Source organism: Kaistella chaponensis (assembly GCF_900156725.1).
In the GTDB taxonomy this organism is placed as follows: Bacteria; Bacteroidota; Bacteroidia; order Flavobacteriales; family Weeksellaceae; genus Kaistella; species Kaistella chaponensis.
This window is the reverse complement of sequence record NZ_FTOI01000009.1, coordinates 127496-144818: the sequence shown is the minus strand read 5'-3', so window position 1 is coordinate 144818 and position 17323 is coordinate 127496. Positions and strand designations below refer to the sequence as shown.

Sequence of the window (17323 nt, the reverse complement as noted above, 5' to 3'; positions counted from 1 at the left end):
ATCTCATTTACTGTTTTTCCTTGATTTTGTTCAGATAAAATCTTGATGATCTGAACTTCTGAAAATTTACTGTTTTTCATAGTCTTCCAAATTTAAAAACTATATTTTTAAATGTTCTTATTTTTGGGGAAGATTACATTATTGAAAGGTATATACGTAGATTTTTCATAAGCTGAAGATAGCCGTGAAGGCGAAAAGACATTACCAATAAATTGAATAAAATCTCGAAAGAACAAAACGTGAAATTAATAAACTATGCTATGAGAAAAATACTATCCGTATTTATTTTGACTTTTATACTGATCGGCTGTAACAATCAAACAAAAGAAAAAACGATGGACACCTCTACAAATGAAAAATTGGTTAAGCAATATTTTGAGCATTTTAACAATCACGAGTGGACAAAAATGGCTGATATGTATGCTGAAACTACCGATTTTAAAGATCCATCACTAGGACAGGGAATTGTAAAACAAACAAGACAACAAATTGTAGACAAATATTCAGAACTCAATAAAGTTTTCCCAGACCTTCACGATCAGGTTATTCAAACTTATCCTTCGGACGACAAACATATCATTGTAGAATTTATCTCAAGTGGAACTGCACCCGACCACTCGAAATTCGAATTACCTATTTGCACGATTTTCACGATTGAAAACGGAGTGATAACAAAAGATTTTTCCTATTTTGATAATTTTGACGAAGAAGAACAATAAATATTTCATACCAAGCATAAACGGTAATATTAATTTGAAAATAGGGCGATTTATAAAAAAAGAAGTACCGGTTCGATTCTGGTGTCGGGTACAGTTTAATGATCTAATGAAAGCATTTTAATCAGGTCTCTCCCATGATGGATTCTTCCTAAAGATTTATACCACGAGTATTCTAAAGTTGATACACTATAGCTTTTTGTATAAAGTCTTGCCCAGAGTAGTAATTGGGATTAAATCTCTTAGCAAATATATTTTTAGTAAATGATTTCCTACTTTTGTTAAAACTAATATTAGAATGCCCGCACTACATTGGATAGAAAAAACAAAGTCATTAATCATCACCAAGATGTCTCTTATAGAAATTTATAGAAGCGTACACGTACAAAGATGGGCAAAAAAGTGATGCTATTTCTGAGAATAAATTATTCATATAGATAACCTTGAAGCCTTAAAATCTGAGCTACCTCAATATCAAGGTAAAGTAAAATGGATCTACATAGACCTACCTTATAAATTTAAAAAATGGTTAGGACAAATTGTGGGTCCTATCGCTAAGAATAATTAACTGCGGTCTTTTTAATTTCTTTAATCTTAGACTTTTTAGTTAATACCTTTTTAAGTAAATTCATATCATCGCCAATTTTTCGATCTTGAATTTTAGCATAATGTTGTGTCATTTGAACATTGGAGTGACCCAACATTTTACTAACAGTCTCAAGTGGTACCCCATTATTTAATGTTACAGTCGTTGCAAAAGTATGTCTGGCCGTATGAAAACTAATATCAAAGTCCAACCCGCATAAAGTGGCAATCTCTTTTAAATACTCATTCATCTTTTGATTGCTTAGAACAGGTAAAACTTTCTCATCATTGACACACTTTACATTTGCCTTATAACGTTCTAAAATCTCGTTTGCAATTGGAAGAATAGGAATACTTGCCTCAACCTTTGTTTTTGTTCTTTTAATTTTGATCCATTTCTCGCCATTTGCATTAATTGATATGTTTTCATTTGCTAATTTCTTAACGTCGGAATAAGCTAATCCTGTAAAACAACAAAAGAGAAATATATCGCGAATAGTCCGTAACCTATCAGTGCTGAATACTTTATTTTTTATTTTTTCTAATTCATTTTCTGTAAGAAAGCGTACATCTGTAATGACAATTTTAGATTTATAAGTAGCAAAAGGGTTTTTAATAATCCACTCGTTATCTAAACATATATTGATGATTTTCTGAAAATTTTTGATGTACTTTACTGCTGAGTTATTGGCGCAATTACGTACCGTTCTTAGAAAGAATTCATAATCTGAAATAAATGCAGGATTAATCTCTTTTACGTCAATATCTGAAATATTATATTTCCACATCATAAACTGTTGAGTATGTCTAAGAGATGTTTCATACCGCTCCCAGGTTCCATGTGCGAATCCTCGTCCTATTAATTCCTTTATTTGATTATTGTGATCTTGAAAAGCTTCTACTAAAGTGACTTTTCGTTCATCAATCCCCAGAAATCTATTTTTCAGACATTCACAAGTAATTATTTTTCGATTATTCAAAAGATAATTATAAGATTCGAACATTTTTGCTCGTAGGCTTTCGAGGAATGAATTAAAAGATTTTGCATGAGAAGAATTTCCAAAAACTTTTCCGGCTTTAGAATTCCATTCTGTCGTTTTAATCGTTTTTCCTGTTGAAATTTCTTTTCTTTTTCCGTCAATAGTAATCCGCAAATAAATGGCGGACATTTCAGAATTACCTTTTGTCTTTTTTGCATAGAGTAGTAAACAGTAGGTTTGCATAAGTCATGATTTTAAAGGTTAATAAATTTATTTCGAAACCTCTAAACCTACAAGATGTTCAATGAATGAATAAGCGATGAATAGGCTGTTTACTGCTAAATTCGGTGAGTACTTCTTTTTATTTTTCAAGTACTCACCTAGGTACTCCCTTTTGTTTTGTATTAATTTGATATAATTTGATACATCTTAAATACAAAAAAGCCTTTAAATACTAGTATTTAAAGGCTTTTGATGTGTTTTGGTTGTTCACCAAGCGGAGAAATAGGGATTCGAACCCCAGGACCTGTTACAGTCAACAGTTTTCAAGACTGCCGCAATCGACCACTCTGCCATTTCTCCAAGAAAATATTTCTCTTTTTCAGTGGTGCAAATATAAAGACCTTTTACAAATTGACCAAATAATTTATTAAAAAAAAATTTAAAACCTTCATTATCAAAAGGAAAAATTAATTTTTCGCCAATTGCATTCCCGCATAAACAGCAAATAAACCCAAAATGACACTCAACACAATATAAAATAGCAGTATCGAATAGTTACCACTTTGCCATAAAGAGTAGTTTTCTACAGAAAAAGTCGAAAAGGTGGTGAATCCGCCACAAAACCCCGTAATCAACAGAAACTTTAAATAATGATCTACTTTCATAAAATAGGAAGTGAGAATCCCAATTAAAAAACACCCGATCAAATTGACCACAAAAGTTCCCATCGGAAAGGTATTGATGTTCCAAAGCTTCTGTGTATAATTGGAAATCAAAAAGCGCAAAACACTTCCCAATCCACCACCGAAAAATATGTAGAGGAGGTTTTTCATGACACTGAATTTTGAGTAGTTGAGTTCTGGAGTTTTTGTGTTTTTGAGTTCTTGAGTTCTTGAGTTCTTGAGTAATTGAAAAAAGAGCATAAGATATTACCGAAAATACTCAAATACTCATACACTCCAACACTAAAAAACTTCTCCCAAATATTTTTCCGCATCCATCGCTCCCATACATCCACTTCCAGCCGCTGTAATCGCTTGTCTGTAATGACTATCTTGAACATCTCCTACTGCGAAAACTCCCGGTAAATTGGTTTTTGATGTTCCTGGAATCGTATCGATATAACCATTCTCATCCAGCGTTATCTGGTTTTTAAAGATCTCTGTATTTGGTTTGTGACCAATCGCTATGAAAATTCCGTGAACGTCTATTTTTGAAGTTTCCTGAGTTTGGTTATTGATGACCACCGCTCTTTCCACCAAAGAATTTTCGCCTTCAATTCCGATTAATTCATGGTTGAATTTCACTTCGATATTTGGCGTGTTGCTTACACGGTGAATCATCGCTTTTGAAGCTCTCATATAGTCTTTTCGTACCAAAATGGTAACTTTATTGACCAATTTCGCTAAATAAGTGGCCTCTTCAGCTGCGGTATCTCCTGCTCCAACTACGACTACATCTTTTCCTTTGTAGAAAAATCCATCACACGTTGCACAAGCTGAAACTCCGCCTCCAGAATATTTTTTTTCATCGTCTAAGCCTAAATATTTCGCAGTTGCACCTGTAGAAATAATGACTGTTTTTGCCAATATTGCTTTATTTCCTGCCCATAATTGATGAGTACCGCCAACTTCCGTAGAAAATTCAGCTTTGGTAATCATTTCGTAATGAACTTTGGTTTCGAATCTTTCGGCTTGTTTTTGAAGATCCATCATCATTTCTGGACCCGTAATTCCGTTGGGATATCCTGGGAAATTATCTACTTCTGTGGTGGTCGTCAATTGTCCACCTGGTTCTAATCCGGTGTATAATTCAGGTTTAAGGTCGGCTCTTGCGGCGTAAATTGCGGCTGTAAATCCGGCTGGACCAGAACCGATAATGACACAGTCTAAAATATTTTCTTCCATTAAATTGGGTTAAAGTTGAGGTATAATTTTAAGTGCTCAAAAATCGTGATTTATTTTGGGGTTTCGAAGTTTTTGGCGATGAATTTTTTCAATGACTGAAAATTTCTGATTTAAAAAGAGGGATTGGAATCCGCGAAATGCTGTGTTTGAAATTTTCAAACTTTTCTTTTAGCCGAAACTTTCTTTTGCATCCTAGACTGCGACCCGGCCTGAATGGAGCTCTTTTTGTGGAACGAAGTGGAACAAAAAAGCGGGAATGGAGGACGGTCCCGATAACTATCGGGAAGTCGCCCAAAAAAAATTACAACTTCACTTTGTACTGATCCACATGCAGAATTTTGTACACCATCTCTTTCAGCAATTCACTTTCTGTCATATTGATCGCACCCAATCCTTTGCTTTTTAAATCCATTTCCCTTAAAATAGAAATAATTCGGGTGCAATGTTTGAGGTTATAAAACCGAGTTGCTTCAGCGAAATCTTTGATGAAATAGGGATGAATTCCCAAGGTTGTAGCTTGATTTTGGGGCGATTCTCCTTTAATGGTATGAAAAATTACCAAATTTGAAAAAAAGTTGTACAAATTCCCAATCATCATGGGAAAAGTATTCTGTTTCGGAGATTTTCCGAGAAAATGCGCAATTCTAAAGGCATTCGTGGAATCTTTTTTTCCTAAAGCTTTGATGAGTTCGAAAACATTGAAATCTTTGCTGATTCCGATATGAGTTTCGATGATTTTTTCATCGATGATCTCGCCTTCTTTCAAAATCATTTTGAGTTTTTGCAGCTCATTGGAAATTCGCGAAAGATCGGTTCCTAAATATTCGGAAAGTAAAGCGGCGATCGGAGGTTTACTTTCCAACCCTAATTTTAGCATTTCACCCGAAATCCATTTTGCAACTTCGTAATCCTTTACTTTATCACTGACGAAAAGCATTTTACTTTTCGTAAGATTTTTTGCAAAACTTTTGCGGGCATCTACTTTTTTATACTTGTGAGCAATGACCAAAAGTGTAGATTCCACAGGGTTTTCTGAATAGATTTTCAAGGCTTCAGCTTCCTTTTCGGTCATTTTAATTTCCTGTGCTTCGCGCAGAATGATGACTTGTTTATCACCCATCATGGGAAATTGTCTTGCTAATGAAAGTACATCAGAATACGTCGTATCTTTCCCGTAAACTACGGTTTGATTAAAGGCTTTTTCGTCTTCTTCTAAAAAGTCATTTTCAAAAGATTTCAAAGCTACATCCATAAAATACGGTTCTTCGCCATGAAAAAAATAAATAGGCAAAAGCGTTTTATTTTTAATATTTTTGAGGATTAAATCTAATTCTTTCATAAATGGAACTTCCGAAACTGAATTTTAATGAGGATTTTGACTTTCAAATCAAGAGAGACAAAGATAAGTTTTTTATTTATGATTTGGTGCGAAAATCCTGGCTTCAGCTTACGCCGGAAGAATGGGTACGACAACATTGGGTGCATTATTTTCATTTTAAAAAAGGCCGAAACTTATCCTCTTTAATTTTGGAAAAAAAACTGGTTCTCAACGGAACGACAAAGAGAATTGATCTTTTGGTGACCGAAAAAACAGTGGCAAAAATTTTGGTGGAATGTAAAGCGCCAGAAATTAAACTGACCGAAAAAACATTTGAGCAAACTGCGCGATACAATTCTATTCTCGAGGCAGAAGAAATCATTTTGAGTAATGGTTTGCAGCATATTTTCGCGAAGTTTCGGGAAAAAGGGTATGAATTTTCTCCCTTCGAATTTTAATCATCACCAAATTTTTTACTGGGCTCTTTTTTTGCTTTTTGACTTTTTGTGGCCTAGTTTTGCACCATGACAAAAACACACGGCACTTTTCTCTCTATTTTACCTCTGCTCCTCTTCGTAGGAATTTTTTTAGGATTCGGAATTTACAATCAGGATTTTTACGCTTTACCCTCTCCTATTGCTGCTTTGATCGGAATTGTTTCCGCCTTTGTTTTGCTGAAAGGAAAAGTAAATGAAAAAATCGATACTTTTTTGAAAGGTTGTGGCGATGGCAAAATTTTGACCATGTGTATCATTTACCTTTTAGCGGGCGCATTTGCTACGGTTTCGAAAGCCACGGGAAGTATTGATACGATTGTGAATTTAGGTTTAAATTATATTTCGGCTGCATATTTTCCGGTGGGAATTTTTGTGATTGCCTCATTTTTATCTTTCGCTTCCGGAACTTCTGTGGGCTCGATTGTCACTTTGGGTCCCATTGTTATTGATTTAGCTGAAAAAAGCGGTTCTCCATTAGGATTAATTGGGGCTGCTTTGCTTTCTGGAGCGATGTTCGGTGATAACCTTTCGGTGATTTCAGATACCACGATTGCGGCCACCCAAAGTTTAGGATGTGAAATGAAGGATAAGTTCCGGGTTAATTTCAAACTCGCTTTACCAGCGGCTATTATTGCGATTGTTATTTTAGTTGCGATCGGTTTTAGTCAGGAAACTTCTGCCGTACCCTTGGAACAAAAGGATTACAATTTCATCCTGATCCTTCCTTATTTACTTGTAATCGCGCTTTCTATTATCGGAATTAATGTTTTCGTTGTGCTTTTTTCAGGATTGCTTTTCGCAGGTGTTTTAGGAATGGGTTACGGAACTTTCGGTCTCATGGATTTTGCCAAAAGCAGCTATGAAGGTTTTACGAGCATGACCGAAATTTTTCTGCTTTCGCTTCTTACCGGTGGTTTAGCCGCATTGGTAGAAAAAGCGGGCGGAATTAATTTTCTCTTGAGAAACATCAATAAAATCATCAGTTCGAAAAAAACGGCTCTGCTCGGAATTGGCGGATTGGTCACGGTGGCGAATTTCTGCGTGGCGAATAATACCATTGCCATTTTAATCTCCGGGAAAGTCTCTAAGGAAATTACTGAAAAATATGGACTAAAACCTCAGGAAAGTGCTTCTATTCTTGATATATTTGCATGTTACGTTCAAGGGATTATTACTTACGGAGCGCAGATTTTGATTCTGATATCGTTGAGTAATTTTAAAATGAGTTATACCGATTTGATTCTAAATTCCTTTTATTTACATCTTCTTTTGGTAATCACTTTGATTTCGATCTTTTTCAGAAGTAAAAACAATTAACATTCATCAAACAACTTTCAATTAATGGCTATTAAAAATATTATTTTCGATTTCGGTGGTGTGGTGATGGATTGGAATCCGCGCTATTTTTTCAAAGATTATTTTAATGACGATGAAAAAATGGAATATTTCCTAAAAAATATCACAACCGATGAATGGAATATCGAACAAGACCGTGGACGAACTTTAGCGGAAGGAACAGCAGTTCAAGTTGCGAATTTCCCGGAATGGGAGAAAGAAATCCGCGCTTACTACGACAACTGGACTACGATGTTAAAAAGTGAAATTGCAGATAATGTGGCAGTTTTACGAAAGCTAGAATATTCAGAATATGAACTTTTTGGATTAACGAACTGGTCTGCAGAAACTTTTCCCTACGCTTTAGAAAACTATGATTTCTTCAGTATTTTCAAGGGTAAAATCGTGGTTTCCGGCACAGAGAAACTCATCAAACCCAATCCAGAAATTTGGCATGTTTTATTGAATCGTTATCAAATTAAAGCTGAAGAATCGGTTTTTATCGATGATAATTTTAAAAATATTGAAGTCGCGAAAAGTCTAGGATTTATCTGCATTCACATCAAAGAAGATACAGATTTGGAAAAAGAATTGAGAGATTTGGGAATTGAATTTTAAATGATTGTGTTTTAATCTTCCATTTGATGTCTTGATATTCTAATATTTACAACCAATTTTCACCCACGAATCTTAAGGAAAATTGTAAAAAACGTGGTTTCATGACAGTATAAAACCACGTTTTTTTGGATTTTATTTTTTCAAGAAACGATGAATCACTTCTCCATTCCTTGTTCGAACACGTAAAGTAAAGACGCCTTTTGATAAAAACTCAACCGAAATAAGTTTCACATCTCTGTTCAAATTTTTCGAAATTACCAGTTTTCCTTCTGCATCTGAAATGCTGTAGTTTTCCACAAAAACAGAATCTGAAAAATATAGGTTGTCTGAAGCCGGATTAGGATAAATTACCAATACCTTTCGTGGTGACAAGTTCACTCCTAAAACGGAACAATTATCTTCCACATTTACCGTAATTATGGGTAAAGTGTCACTACAATCTTTAATAATTCTATTAAAACCTAAATTTCCTGTAAGATTTACCATGGTCAAAGCGTTTGCAAAACCATCCTGAAAATTTAATGATTCTAACCTATTATTTTGTGCAAGAATAGTTTTTAATAAAGGATTATTTGAAAAAGTAATCGTGGTAAGCAAATTATTATTCGCAGAAAACCAATTCAACTTGGAAAGATTGTCAAGATGAAGATTAACCAATTTATTATTGTCGAGATGAAGGCGATCCAATAAAAGGTTTTGGGATAAATCTAACGTAAATATCGAATTACTGACCAGAAATAATTTTTTAAGATTTGGAAGATTGGTAACATTTAACTGAGTCAATTTATTTTCATTGCAGTACAAAACTTCCAGGTTTCCATTTTGAGGCAGAATTATTTCTGTCAATACATTTTTATTTAGTTCTAAAGTTTTCAGCTCTGACAAATTGCTTACATTAAAAGATCCTTGCAGTTTATTTTGCCGAAGATTAAGAGTGATTAATTTTGTATTCGCGGAAACATCAATCGAAGTTAAATCTTTCTGTCCTAAATCAAGCTCGGTAAGATTGGTAAAAGCTTCAATTCCATTGGCGTTTGTTATCGATGGAAAGCTAGATAGATTTCTGATTGAAGTTAATCTTTTTGCATCTTCGAAAGAGATTTCGCCATCTTTATCGGCATCAACTTCTGGATAAGCCTTGATGATGGCTTTTTTAAAATTAATGTCAGTAAATTGTACATTTTGTGCCGAAAAGAAACCTCCGACGAATAAAAACAATAATGCTTTTTTCATATTTCTAAAATTTAATTATTTCACAAAAAAGAGAAAAAAAGAAATTGAAAAAGCCTTTACGCACAAAGACAGCATGATAAAACAAGGAACGCTTTACCAAATCAATATCTCTTTTTTCCCGAAGAGATGTATAATAAAAAATAGGCAGGTCTCCTGGCTTGCTTAGTAATTGTTGGCCTTCCCGATCTAAAATCAGTGACACAAAAATAACAATACTATTGATGGCTTACAGTTGCGGGTACAGCTCAAGAATTCAACTTGATTCCCTATTAATGTTTTCTGAAAATTCAGATTACAACCTTATTTTATCAAGCGGCAAATATATCTTTAAATTAAAGAATTAAAAAGTGACATTTATCATTTCAAATAACACACTTCACTAAACAACGATAAATTTGTAAAAACACGGTATTATTTCAGTCTTCACGATTCACCAAATCCATCGAAAATGCAGGCAGACAAATCGCCAGATAATCACAAGGATTTTCAAACGGATTGCTGTACTTCACTCGCACTCCTTTTTGGATAAGAATACTTTGTCCGGTTTCTAAAACAACGATTTCCCCATCGATTTCAAATTGTTTTTTACCTTTAATAATGTAGGTAAATTCATCAAATTCAGGAGTTTGAAAAGGTTCACTCCAATTGGGAGGTGCAACCATGTGAGCAATTGAAATTCCAGAATTTCCGGTCGAATTTCCCCAGATTTCTTCGATGAGTTTTCCATCAGTGGTCGGAACGATGAAAGGTGATTTTTGGATTTTATATTTTGACATACCCTTTTGTTTTTTTTATAATAATCTAAACCTTAAAAATTAGATTTGTTAAAGTAATACCACTCTAATTTCAACAAAATTAAATCTTTAAATTTAAAAACCAATACTTACATTTTGCTTTTTTGATCAGTAAATAGCGCTAGTTTTCTGATTAAAAATATCAATCGACATCATTTACTATTTTGTCATTATTGTAGCTCATTTTGTATGTACTTTTACCCTAATAAAATTAGATAAAATGATACGTAATTTATTTTTAGCAGCACTTTTCATGGCATCAGGAACAGCATTCGGTCAGAAACTGAAAAGCGTTTCTTATCAAGATGGAACGCAAAAATTGAGTGGTTTGGTCACTTCGAATGCAGGAAAAAAACTGCCCGGAGTTTTGATTTTACCAGCATGGATGGGAATTGATAAGGAAGCAAAAACAGCAGCGGCAGAATTGGAAAAAGCAGGTTACATCGCCTTTATTGCCGATATTTATGGAGTCGGAAATACGCCGACCGACTATGCATCTGCAGGAAAAATGGCTGGTTCCTACAAACAAAATTTTGAAGCGTACCAAAAAAGGATCGCTCTCGCTTTGGAACAATTGAAAAAAAATGGCGCTAATCCTGATAAAATCGCAGTAATTGGCTATTGTTTTGGAGGAACTGGAGCATTGGAAGTCGCACGTGGAAAAATGCCAGTTTCAGGAATCGTTTCTATTCATGGTGGAATTGGAAAAGATGCCGCTCGAAAAAACGAAGCAATTTCTACCAAAATGTTAATAGAAAACGGTGCCGATGACGAAGGCATAACTCCAGAAAATTACAATTCTTTGGTTACAGAAATGAAGGAAGGAAAAGCAGATTGGCAAATCATCACGTATGCGAATTCTAAACACACCTTTACCAATCCAGAATCACCAGATTACAATGCTGTAATGTCGAAAAGAGCCTGGAATCACACGATGATGTTCTTGAAGGAGATTTTAAAATAAAATCACTAATCCATTATAACAAAGAAATCCTTTTCAATTTTGAAAAGGATTTCTTTGTTATATAAAAGCTATGATTAAAACTGCATCTCCGGAATTTCTCCTTCGATGATTAAATCTGCTTCGGTAGCTTTGATAATATCTTCCACAGAAACTCCGGGAGCTCTTTCCAACAGTTTAAAACCATTTGTTGTAATATCCAAAACCGCCAATTCCGTGACTACTTTTTTCACGCAGCCAACTCCCGTTAAGGGAAGCGTACAGTTTTTTAAAATTTTGCTTTCTCCCGCTTTATTCACATGCATCATCGCAACGATAATATTTTCTGCAGAAGCCACTAAATCCATCGCACCGCCCATTCCTTTTACCATTTTTCCAGGAATTTTCCAGTTTGCGATATCGCCTTTTTCGGAAACTTCCATCGCGCCAAGAATCGTTAGATCCACTTTTTGGCTTCTGATCATGCCAAAACTGAAAGCAGAATCAAAAAATGAAGCTCCGGGAAGTGTCGTGATGGTTTGTTTTCCCGCGTTGATCAGATCAGGATCTTCTTCACCTTCAAAAGGAAAAGGTCCCATTCCGAGTACGCCATTTTCACTTTGAAATTCTACGGAAAGGTCGTGAGAAACGAAGTTCGCAACCAAAGTCGGAATTCCGATTCCGAGGTTTACGTAATAACCATCTTTTACTTCTTTGGAAATTCTTTGGGCGATTTGTTCTTTTGTGAGCATAGTTTTAAGTTAAACTGCAATTTATTCATTTTTCATTTCCTATACAAATGGTATCGAGACAATCTATAGAATGCCATGAACAAACCAATTAATAACTGTAATTTTGCATCTTATTATTTTTAAAAATGAAAACACTTCTCAAATATTTAAAACCACATCAATGGTTGCTCATTTTATCTTTATTTCTCGCGACCATTAATCAGGTTTTTTCTTTGTTTGGTCCCGCTATTACAGGAAATATTCTCGATCAGTTGGTAACGCATCCTAATTTTTTTGATAAAGAAAAACTTCTGGCCAGAAATCTAAACGACTATTTGTACGGAACCGATATTTACCACGGCGTTTTTTACTTTTTGGGACTATTAATAGGAACCGCTATGGTAAGCCGAATTGCGAAAGCTTTTCAGGATTATGTGGTGAATGTGATCACTCAAAAATTTGGCGCTAATATTTTTACCGATGGTTTGCAACATTCTATGGCATTGCCTTTTCAGGAATTTGAAGATCAAAGAAGTGGCGAAACCTTGTCTATTTTAACGAAAGTTCGGGAAGATTCGGTGAAATTTATTACCAATTTTATCAATATTTTCTTTGGAATTTTGGTGAGTATCATCTTCGTTTCGGTGTATGCGATCCGATTGCATTGGTCGATTATGCCGGTTTATGTGGTTGGAATTTTCATCATTTCCTTCATTACGAATTTGCTGAGCAAGAGAATTAAAAACATCCAGAAAGTCATTGTCGCAGAAACCAATACTTTGGCAGGAAGCACCACAGAAAGCTTAAGAAATATAGAAATTGTAAAAAGTTTGGGATTAACCAAACAAGAAGTGAAACGTCTGAACAGCAATACGTATAAAATTCTTGGATTGGAGTTGCGAAAAGTAAAAAGCATTCGTTCTTTGAGCTTTATTCAGGGAACGATGGTGAATTTTCTGCAGCAGATGATCACGTTTACCTTGCTCTTTTTAATCTTTAAAAATGTTGTAACTCCGGGACAATATTTATCTTTAATGTTCTACGGATTCTTTATTTTCGGACCGATGCAGGAAATCGGAAACATCATTATTTCGTATCGTGAAGCACAAGCTTCGCTGAATAATTTTGATACGTTGATGAAAAAACCAGTAGAACAGAAACCGCAAACACCAAAACAAATCGGAGCCATCGAAAAATTGGCATTCGTAAAAGTATCTTTCCAGCATCAATCTGCTTCATACAAAGCGTTGAACGATATTTCTTTTGAAGTAAAAAATGGAGAAACGATCGCGTTTGTTGGTCCAAGTGGATCGGGAAAAAGTACATTGGTGAAATTGTTGGTTGGATTGTACCGCCCAAAAGAAGGCGCTATTTTCTACAATAATATCAATGGAAATGAAATTGATTTCGATGAATTGCGGAATCAGATTGGTTTTGTAACGCAGGATACGCAACTTTTTGCGGGAACCATCAAAGAAAATTTACTGTTCGTAAATCCAAATGCCACCGACGAAGAATTACAAATGGCTTTAAAAAAATCCAGCGCAACTGCTTTAATTGAACGAGCAGAAAAAGGAATAGAAACTGTAATTGGTGAAGGCGGACTCAAATTAAGCGGTGGAGAAAAACAGAGAATCGCTATTGCAAGAGCGTTATTAAGAAAACCACATTTGCTGATTTTTGATGAAGCAACTTCTGCTTTGGACAGTATTACGGAAGAAGAGATCACGTCTACAATCCGCGAAATTTCTGCGCAAAAAGAGCAGATCACCGTTCTCATTGCACACCGATTAAGCACAATTATGCATGCAGACCGAATTTTCGTTTTAGAAAAAGGCAAAGTCATTGAAACCGGTTCTCATGAAAATTTACTGGAATTAAAAGGACTGTATTTCGCAATGTGGAGACAGCAGATTGGAGAAAGGAAAGTGGTTATCTAAAATTTTTTGTGAATTAGTATATTTGGAGAGTTATCTGATACGTATGAAAAACACTTATCTCAAAATAGAACTTGATGAAATTTCTCAACCTGAAAATATAATTTTTTTATTACTTTATTAGAAAAGTTTCTTTCAACAATATTCCCAAAAGCTAATCCTGATTTTGAAAATCAAATTCAAAATATAAATTTTTGGCTTATTAAATTTGATGTAAACGGAATTCCTGAAAGAGAAATAGGTTTAGATAAAGATGAAAAAGTTGTTATGATAATGCCGTGGAAAGATAATTACGGATATTGGACAGATACCAATTTTAATCTAAAAGATTTTAAAAATGGTTTCAATTATTCGCAAATTGCAAAGGCGTATTTTGAAAGTGCGTGGAATCAGTTTGAGTCAAATAATTGCTGAAAAATAAAGAAACATTTCCCTGTTGAGAAATGTTTCTTTTTATTAATAAATCCAAATGTGTACTAACTTCTTTTCCTCACCGTTCTCTGCTCAATTCTTTTTTCGAAATGTTCTCCTTGAAAAATACGTTGCACCATAATTCCGGGTATGTGGATTTCATTGGGATCTAAAACGCCTGGTTCTACCAATTCTTCTACTTCGGCAATGGTGATTTTTCCGCTTCCCGCCATTGGTGCGTTGAAATTTCGGGCCGTTCCTTTGAAAATTAAATTTCCGGCGTGATCACCTTTCCAGGCTTTTACGATGGAATAATCGGCTTTGTAAGCGTGTTCTAAAATATGGGGTTTTCCGTCGAAATCTTTGACTTCTTTTCCTTCTGCGACTTCGGTTCCGTAACCTGCAGGAGTATAAAATGCGGGAATTCCGTGTTGTGCAGCACGACATTTTTCGGCTAGAGTTCCTTGTGGTGTTAATTCAACTTCTAATTCTCCTGAAAGCATTTGTCTTTCGAATTCTGCATTTTCACCAACATAAGAAGCGATCATTTTTTTGATCTGTTTTTTCTGCAAAAGCAATCCTAATCCGAAATCATCAACTCCGGCGTTGTTGGAAATGCAAGTCAAATCTGTGACATTGCTTTCTACCAAAGCGTTAATTGAATTTTCCGGTATTCCGCATAATCCGAATCCACCGACGATTAAAGTCATTCCGTCGCTGATTCCAGCAATTGCTTCCTGCACATTTTTTACTCTTTTATCGATCATGGTTTTTTAAAAATTTTGTGGCTTGAAATTACACTTTTTTTAGGAAATGGGGAAATCTGTTTGATGTTGTTTGATGTTGTTTGCTGCTGATTGAATTTTATCTGAAAGTTTCCAATTTTCAACTTGGCTTTTTTTACTTTTTATGATTCGAAATTCGTTAATTTCAAATACTCAAAAACCCAAATACTCAATTACTCAATTACTAAAAAACTAAACCACTAAAAAAATTTGAATACCAAAATGCCTGTGAACCTAGCCCCGATTGCAATGGAAATCCCGCAGTGACGACGTAGGAGGAGCGAGGAATTGGAATGGAAAGCGGGACCGAATCTACTGAGAAGCTGAAATCTTGATGCTCCTAGAAATAAACAGTAAAATTGTTGTATAAAGTATTGGCTGTTAATGAAATTTGTTTTATTTTTGCAACCTGTTAATCAACCTCTGACGAAGGACGTGAAAGTTGCTTAGCTCGACAAAACAAATTTTTATTATAAAAATGGATTTAGTAAAGTACGTACAAGACAAGTACATCACAAAAAAAGAATTCCCAGAATTCAAAGCCGGTGACACCATCACTGTGTATTACGAAATTAAAGAGGGCGCGAAAACAAGAACGCAGTTTTTTAAAGGAACTGTTCTTCAATTGAGAGGAACTGGAGCTACGAAAACATTTACCATCAGAAAAATGAGTGGAGATGTTGGTGTACAAAGAGTTTTTCCTTTGAACATGCCTGCTTTGCAAAAAATTGAAATCGACAGAAGAGGTAAAGTTAGAAGAGCAAGAATCTACTACTTCCAAAAACTTAGAGGTAAAAAAGCGAGAATTAAAGACGCTGCTTACAAAAAGTAATTCTGATTCAAGGATAAAAGAAACCCATCAATTTATTTTGATGGGTTTTTTAGTGTTGCAAAGCGGCAATGCATTCTTCTCTAATGTGCCAGAATTCACTTGGTGAATATTTAATTTGCGGATTGTTCAGCAGGTAATTTTCTAGAAAATTTTTGTGATATCCGATTTTGAATTGGGTAATTTGGTCCGCTTTAATTTCTATTTCTTCGATCAAATCATTTACAAAATCTTTGGGTTCAGAATTTTTGGTGGTAAAATCTTGAATTTCATCTCTAAATTTTAGATAATTGTGTGCTTCAGGCATTTCTTTTAAGTGATATTTCTGAAGAACAGGGGCAATTTTTGGAGTGTTTTCGGCATTCATTTTGAAAATACCGAGCATGAGTTTTACTCCATCGTAATTATTTTCATCGGCTAATCTTTTGAGTAAAGCGTGTTTCGTGCTGCACGTTCCACCCTCTTCTTCTAAGACACAGAAGATATTTTCCTTATTAAGATTTCTTTTATAAGGTAATTTTTTAATGTATTTTCCTGCATTTTCAAAATCAAAAATTCCCATTTCGAGGAAGTAGTTCGATATTTTTTCGGTTTTATTTAAAATGGTGTTCTGCATCAATGTATTTAGCCATGTTGATTAATCCTCTTTATATTAAGTGTATAAAAGAGAAGGAGAATTTGGTATGAAAAATTTAAAAAAATTACTTTTCAATGAGTAACCTGAAGGAATAATGGATTCCTGAATGGGTCATTTTTACCGTATAAACGCCGTTTTGAAGCATTCTTACATCAAACGAATTAGCGTGGGAAATTTTCTTGTGGGAAACCAATTTCCCGGAGTCATCGAAAATTTCAACATTTACTTTTCCGAAAATATTTTCGGATGATTTCAAGAAGACTTCATTTTTTGCGGGATTTGGATAGATGGAAGTTATTTTACCTGCAGCAACCTCGCTATTTCCTAAAATTAAAGTAGAGTAGAAAATTTTGTTCCCATTCTTATTGGTCACTATTAAGTTTTTGCCGGAAAAGACTTGTTCATATTGAAAATTAAATGGATCTGTGGGTTGAAATCCGACGTAAAAATAGTTCGTCATGGCATCAAATTCTCTCACAAGTTGCTCGTTGACGCCATAATATTCCCCCAAAGTGACTACAATATTCTGCAATGTAAAATAGGTTGCATTATTGGCACCAAATGTAACTTTTCCGTTTGCATTATTGTAAAAGGTAGATTGAAATCCATCAACAGTATTCACACCGAATGCAACTTTTCCGGACTGTGTAAAAGGAATTGGTGGGTAATAATCAATCCCGTTGTACTGAATTTTCGTAACGGTCCAGTTTGCGTCTTTTAGCAAACTGCTGTAAGGTTGCGACTGTGCGAAAAAGCATAAAAATGCAAGAATTAAAGTGTAAATTTTTTTCATGATGGTGTTTTTTGGTTGATATAAAATTAAAGAATCTTTCACCAAAAATCATTAA

Annotated in this window: 17 protein-coding genes, 1 tRNA gene and 1 riboswitch; of the genes, 7 read left to right on the top strand and 11 right to left on the bottom strand. The window is 34.7% G+C overall.

The window, feature by feature from the left end; translation table 11 throughout:
• Window positions 1–260: 260 nt before the first annotated feature.
• Window positions 261–719: a nuclear transport factor 2 family protein gene (locus tag BW932_RS10480; RefSeq protein ID WP_076387455.1), complete on the top strand. Its 459-nt coding sequence runs from the start codon at window positions 261–263 to the stop codon at window positions 717–719.
• A 551-nt stretch (window positions 720–1270) separates the two neighbouring features.
• Here the strand turns inward: BW932_RS10480 and BW932_RS10475 are convergent.
• The 5 genes from BW932_RS10475 to holA form a co-directional block, all read right to left on the bottom strand.
• Window positions 1271–2524 carry a site-specific integrase gene (locus BW932_RS10475; protein WP_076387454.1) on the bottom strand — a complete coding sequence of 418 codons (1254 nt, stop codon included), beginning with the start codon at window positions 2522–2524 and terminating at the stop codon, window positions 1271–1273.
• 254 nt (window positions 2525–2778) lie between these two features.
• Window positions 2779–2863 (bottom strand) — tRNA-Ser (locus tag BW932_RS10470).
• Window positions 2864–2970: 107 nt separating this feature from the next.
• The gene (gene crcB, locus BW932_RS10465; protein WP_076387461.1) at window positions 2971–3336 is read right to left on the bottom strand and encodes a fluoride efflux transporter CrcB; all 366 of its coding nucleotides are present in this window, start codon (window positions 3334–3336) and stop codon (window positions 2971–2973) included.
• Between the two features lie 132 nt (window positions 3337–3468).
• On the bottom strand, window positions 3469–4410 hold the full coding sequence (gene trxB, locus BW932_RS10460) for a thioredoxin-disulfide reductase (RefSeq protein ID WP_076387453.1): 942 nt from the start codon (window positions 4408–4410) through the stop codon (window positions 3469–3471).
• Window positions 4411–4711: 301 nt separating this feature from the next.
• On the bottom strand, window positions 4712–5749 hold the full coding sequence (holA, locus tag BW932_RS10455; protein ID WP_076387452.1) for a DNA polymerase III subunit delta: 1038 nt from the start codon (window positions 5747–5749) through the stop codon (window positions 4712–4714).
• A 2-nt stretch (window positions 5750–5751) separates the two neighbouring features.
• Here holA and BW932_RS10450 point away from each other — a divergent pair, with 2 nt between their 5' ends.
• The 3 genes from BW932_RS10450 to BW932_RS10440 all read left to right on the top strand — a co-directional run bounded on the left by BW932_RS10450 (window position 5752) and on the right by BW932_RS10440 (window position 8178).
• Complete coding sequence (locus tag BW932_RS10450) at window positions 5752–6186, top strand: type I restriction enzyme HsdR N-terminal domain-containing protein (RefSeq protein ID WP_076387451.1); 435 nt, start codon at window positions 5752–5754, stop codon at window positions 6184–6186.
• A gap of 66 nt (window positions 6187–6252) precedes the next feature.
• The gene (locus BW932_RS10445; RefSeq protein WP_076387450.1) at window positions 6253–7542 is read left to right on the top strand and encodes a Na+/H+ antiporter NhaC family protein; all 1290 of its coding nucleotides are present in this window, start codon (window positions 6253–6255) and stop codon (window positions 7540–7542) included.
• A 24-nt stretch (window positions 7543–7566) separates the two neighbouring features.
• Complete coding sequence (locus tag BW932_RS10440) at window positions 7567–8178, top strand: HAD family hydrolase (protein WP_076387449.1); 612 nt, start codon at window positions 7567–7569, stop codon at window positions 8176–8178.
• A 132-nt stretch (window positions 8179–8310) separates the two neighbouring features.
• Here the strand turns inward: BW932_RS10440 and BW932_RS10435 are convergent, their stop codons facing one another.
• Both BW932_RS10435 and BW932_RS10430 read right to left on the bottom strand, forming a co-directional pair.
• Entirely contained in the window at window positions 8311–9411 is a 1101-nt protein-coding gene (locus BW932_RS10435; protein WP_076387448.1) for a leucine-rich repeat domain-containing protein, read from the bottom strand.
• Window positions 9412–9537: 126 nt separating this feature from the next.
• Window positions 9538–9729: riboswitch (cobalamin riboswitch) on the bottom strand.
• Between the two features lie 98 nt (window positions 9730–9827).
• Entirely contained in the window at window positions 9828–10187 is a 360-nt protein-coding gene (locus tag BW932_RS10430) for a cupin domain-containing protein (RefSeq protein ID WP_076387447.1), read from the bottom strand.
• A gap of 238 nt (window positions 10188–10425) precedes the next feature.
• Between BW932_RS10430 and BW932_RS10425 the strand changes: the two genes are divergently transcribed.
• Complete coding sequence (locus BW932_RS10425) at window positions 10426–11169, top strand: dienelactone hydrolase family protein (RefSeq protein WP_084566500.1); 744 nt, start codon at window positions 10426–10428, stop codon at window positions 11167–11169.
• Window positions 11170–11243: 74 nt separating this feature from the next.
• Here BW932_RS10425 and BW932_RS10420 read toward each other — a convergent pair whose 3' ends face one another.
• Window positions 11244–11897 carry a CoA transferase subunit B gene (locus tag BW932_RS10420; protein ID WP_076387446.1) on the bottom strand — a complete coding sequence of 218 codons (654 nt, stop codon included), beginning with the start codon at window positions 11895–11897 and terminating at the stop codon, window positions 11244–11246.
• 125 nt (window positions 11898–12022) lie between these two features.
• Between BW932_RS10420 and BW932_RS10415 the strand changes: the two genes are divergently transcribed.
• Window positions 12023–13816: an ABC transporter ATP-binding protein gene (locus BW932_RS10415; protein WP_076387445.1), complete on the top strand. Its 1794-nt coding sequence runs from the start codon at window positions 12023–12025 to the stop codon at window positions 13814–13816.
• A gap of 473 nt (window positions 13817–14289) precedes the next feature.
• On the opposite strand, the gene BW932_RS10410 is transcribed toward BW932_RS10415, so the two are convergent.
• Window positions 14290–14991, bottom strand: coding sequence for a CoA transferase subunit A (locus tag BW932_RS10410; protein ID WP_076387444.1), 702 nt, complete (start codon window positions 14989–14991; stop codon window positions 14290–14292).
• Window positions 14992–15487: 496 nt separating this feature from the next.
• Here BW932_RS10410 and rplS point away from each other — a divergent pair, with 496 nt between their 5' ends.
• On the top strand, window positions 15488–15841 hold the full coding sequence (gene rplS / locus BW932_RS10405; protein WP_076387443.1) for a 50S ribosomal protein L19: 354 nt from the start codon (window positions 15488–15490) through the stop codon (window positions 15839–15841).
• Window positions 15842–15890: 49 nt separating this feature from the next.
• On the opposite strand, the gene BW932_RS10400 is transcribed toward rplS, so the two are convergent.
• Together BW932_RS10400 and BW932_RS10395 are read right to left on the bottom strand one after the other, a co-directional pair.
• Window positions 15891–16454, bottom strand: a complete 564-nt coding sequence (locus BW932_RS10400) for a hypothetical protein (RefSeq protein ID WP_076387442.1) — start codon at window positions 16452–16454, stop codon at window positions 15891–15893.
• An 85-nt stretch (window positions 16455–16539) separates the two neighbouring features.
• A complete protein-coding gene (locus BW932_RS10395) occupies window positions 16540–17268 on the bottom strand; it encodes a T9SS type A sorting domain-containing protein (RefSeq protein ID WP_143745548.1) in 729 nt (242 codons plus the stop codon).
• Between the last annotated feature and the right edge of the window lie 55 nt (window positions 17269–17323).

Excerpts from the sequence above, each read along its gene's own strand:
- BW932_RS10425 (WP_084566500.1), top strand. The coding sequence starts at position 10,426 with ATGATACGTAATTTATTTTTAGCAGCACTTTTCATGGCATCAGGAACA.
- holA (WP_076387452.1), bottom strand. The coding sequence starts at position 5,749 with ATGAAAGAATTAGATTTAATCCTCAAAAATATTAAAAATAAAACGCTT.
- BW932_RS10415 (WP_076387445.1), top strand. The coding sequence starts at position 12,023 with ATGAAAACACTTCTCAAATATTTAAAACCACATCAATGGTTGCTCATT.
- BW932_RS10435 (WP_076387448.1), bottom strand. The coding sequence starts at position 9,411 with ATGAAAAAAGCATTATTGTTTTTATTCGTCGGAGGTTTCTTTTCGGCA.
- BW932_RS10445 (WP_076387450.1), top strand. The coding sequence starts at position 6,253 with ATGACAAAAACACACGGCACTTTTCTCTCTATTTTACCTCTGCTCCTC.
- crcB (WP_076387461.1), bottom strand. The coding sequence starts at position 3,336 with ATGAAAAACCTCCTCTACATATTTTTCGGTGGTGGATTGGGAAGTGTT.
- BW932_RS10410 (WP_076387444.1), bottom strand. The coding sequence starts at position 14,991 with ATGATCGATAAAAGAGTAAAAAATGTGCAGGAAGCAATTGCTGGAATC.
- BW932_RS10440 (WP_076387449.1), top strand. The coding sequence starts at position 7,567 with ATGGCTATTAAAAATATTATTTTCGATTTCGGTGGTGTGGTGATGGAT.
- rplS (WP_076387443.1), top strand. The coding sequence starts at position 15,488 with ATGGATTTAGTAAAGTACGTACAAGACAAGTACATCACAAAAAAAGAA.
- BW932_RS10430 (WP_076387447.1), bottom strand. The coding sequence starts at position 10,187 with ATGTCAAAATATAAAATCCAAAAATCACCTTTCATCGTTCCGACCACT.
- BW932_RS10450 (WP_076387451.1), top strand. The coding sequence starts at position 5,752 with ATGGAACTTCCGAAACTGAATTTTAATGAGGATTTTGACTTTCAAATC.
- BW932_RS10400 (WP_076387442.1), bottom strand. The coding sequence starts at position 16,454 with ATGCAGAACACCATTTTAAATAAAACCGAAAAAATATCGAACTACTTC.
- BW932_RS10480 (WP_076387455.1), top strand. The coding sequence starts at position 261 with ATGAGAAAAATACTATCCGTATTTATTTTGACTTTTATACTGATCGGC.
- trxB (WP_076387453.1), bottom strand. The coding sequence starts at position 4,410 with ATGGAAGAAAATATTTTAGACTGTGTCATTATCGGTTCTGGTCCAGCC.
- BW932_RS10395 (WP_143745548.1), bottom strand. The coding sequence starts at position 17,268 with ATGAAAAAAATTTACACTTTAATTCTTGCATTTTTATGCTTTTTCGCA.
- BW932_RS10475 (WP_076387454.1), bottom strand. The coding sequence starts at position 2,524 with ATGCAAACCTACTGTTTACTACTCTATGCAAAAAAGACAAAAGGTAAT.
- BW932_RS10420 (WP_076387446.1), bottom strand. The coding sequence starts at position 11,897 with ATGCTCACAAAAGAACAAATCGCCCAAAGAATTTCCAAAGAAGTAAAA.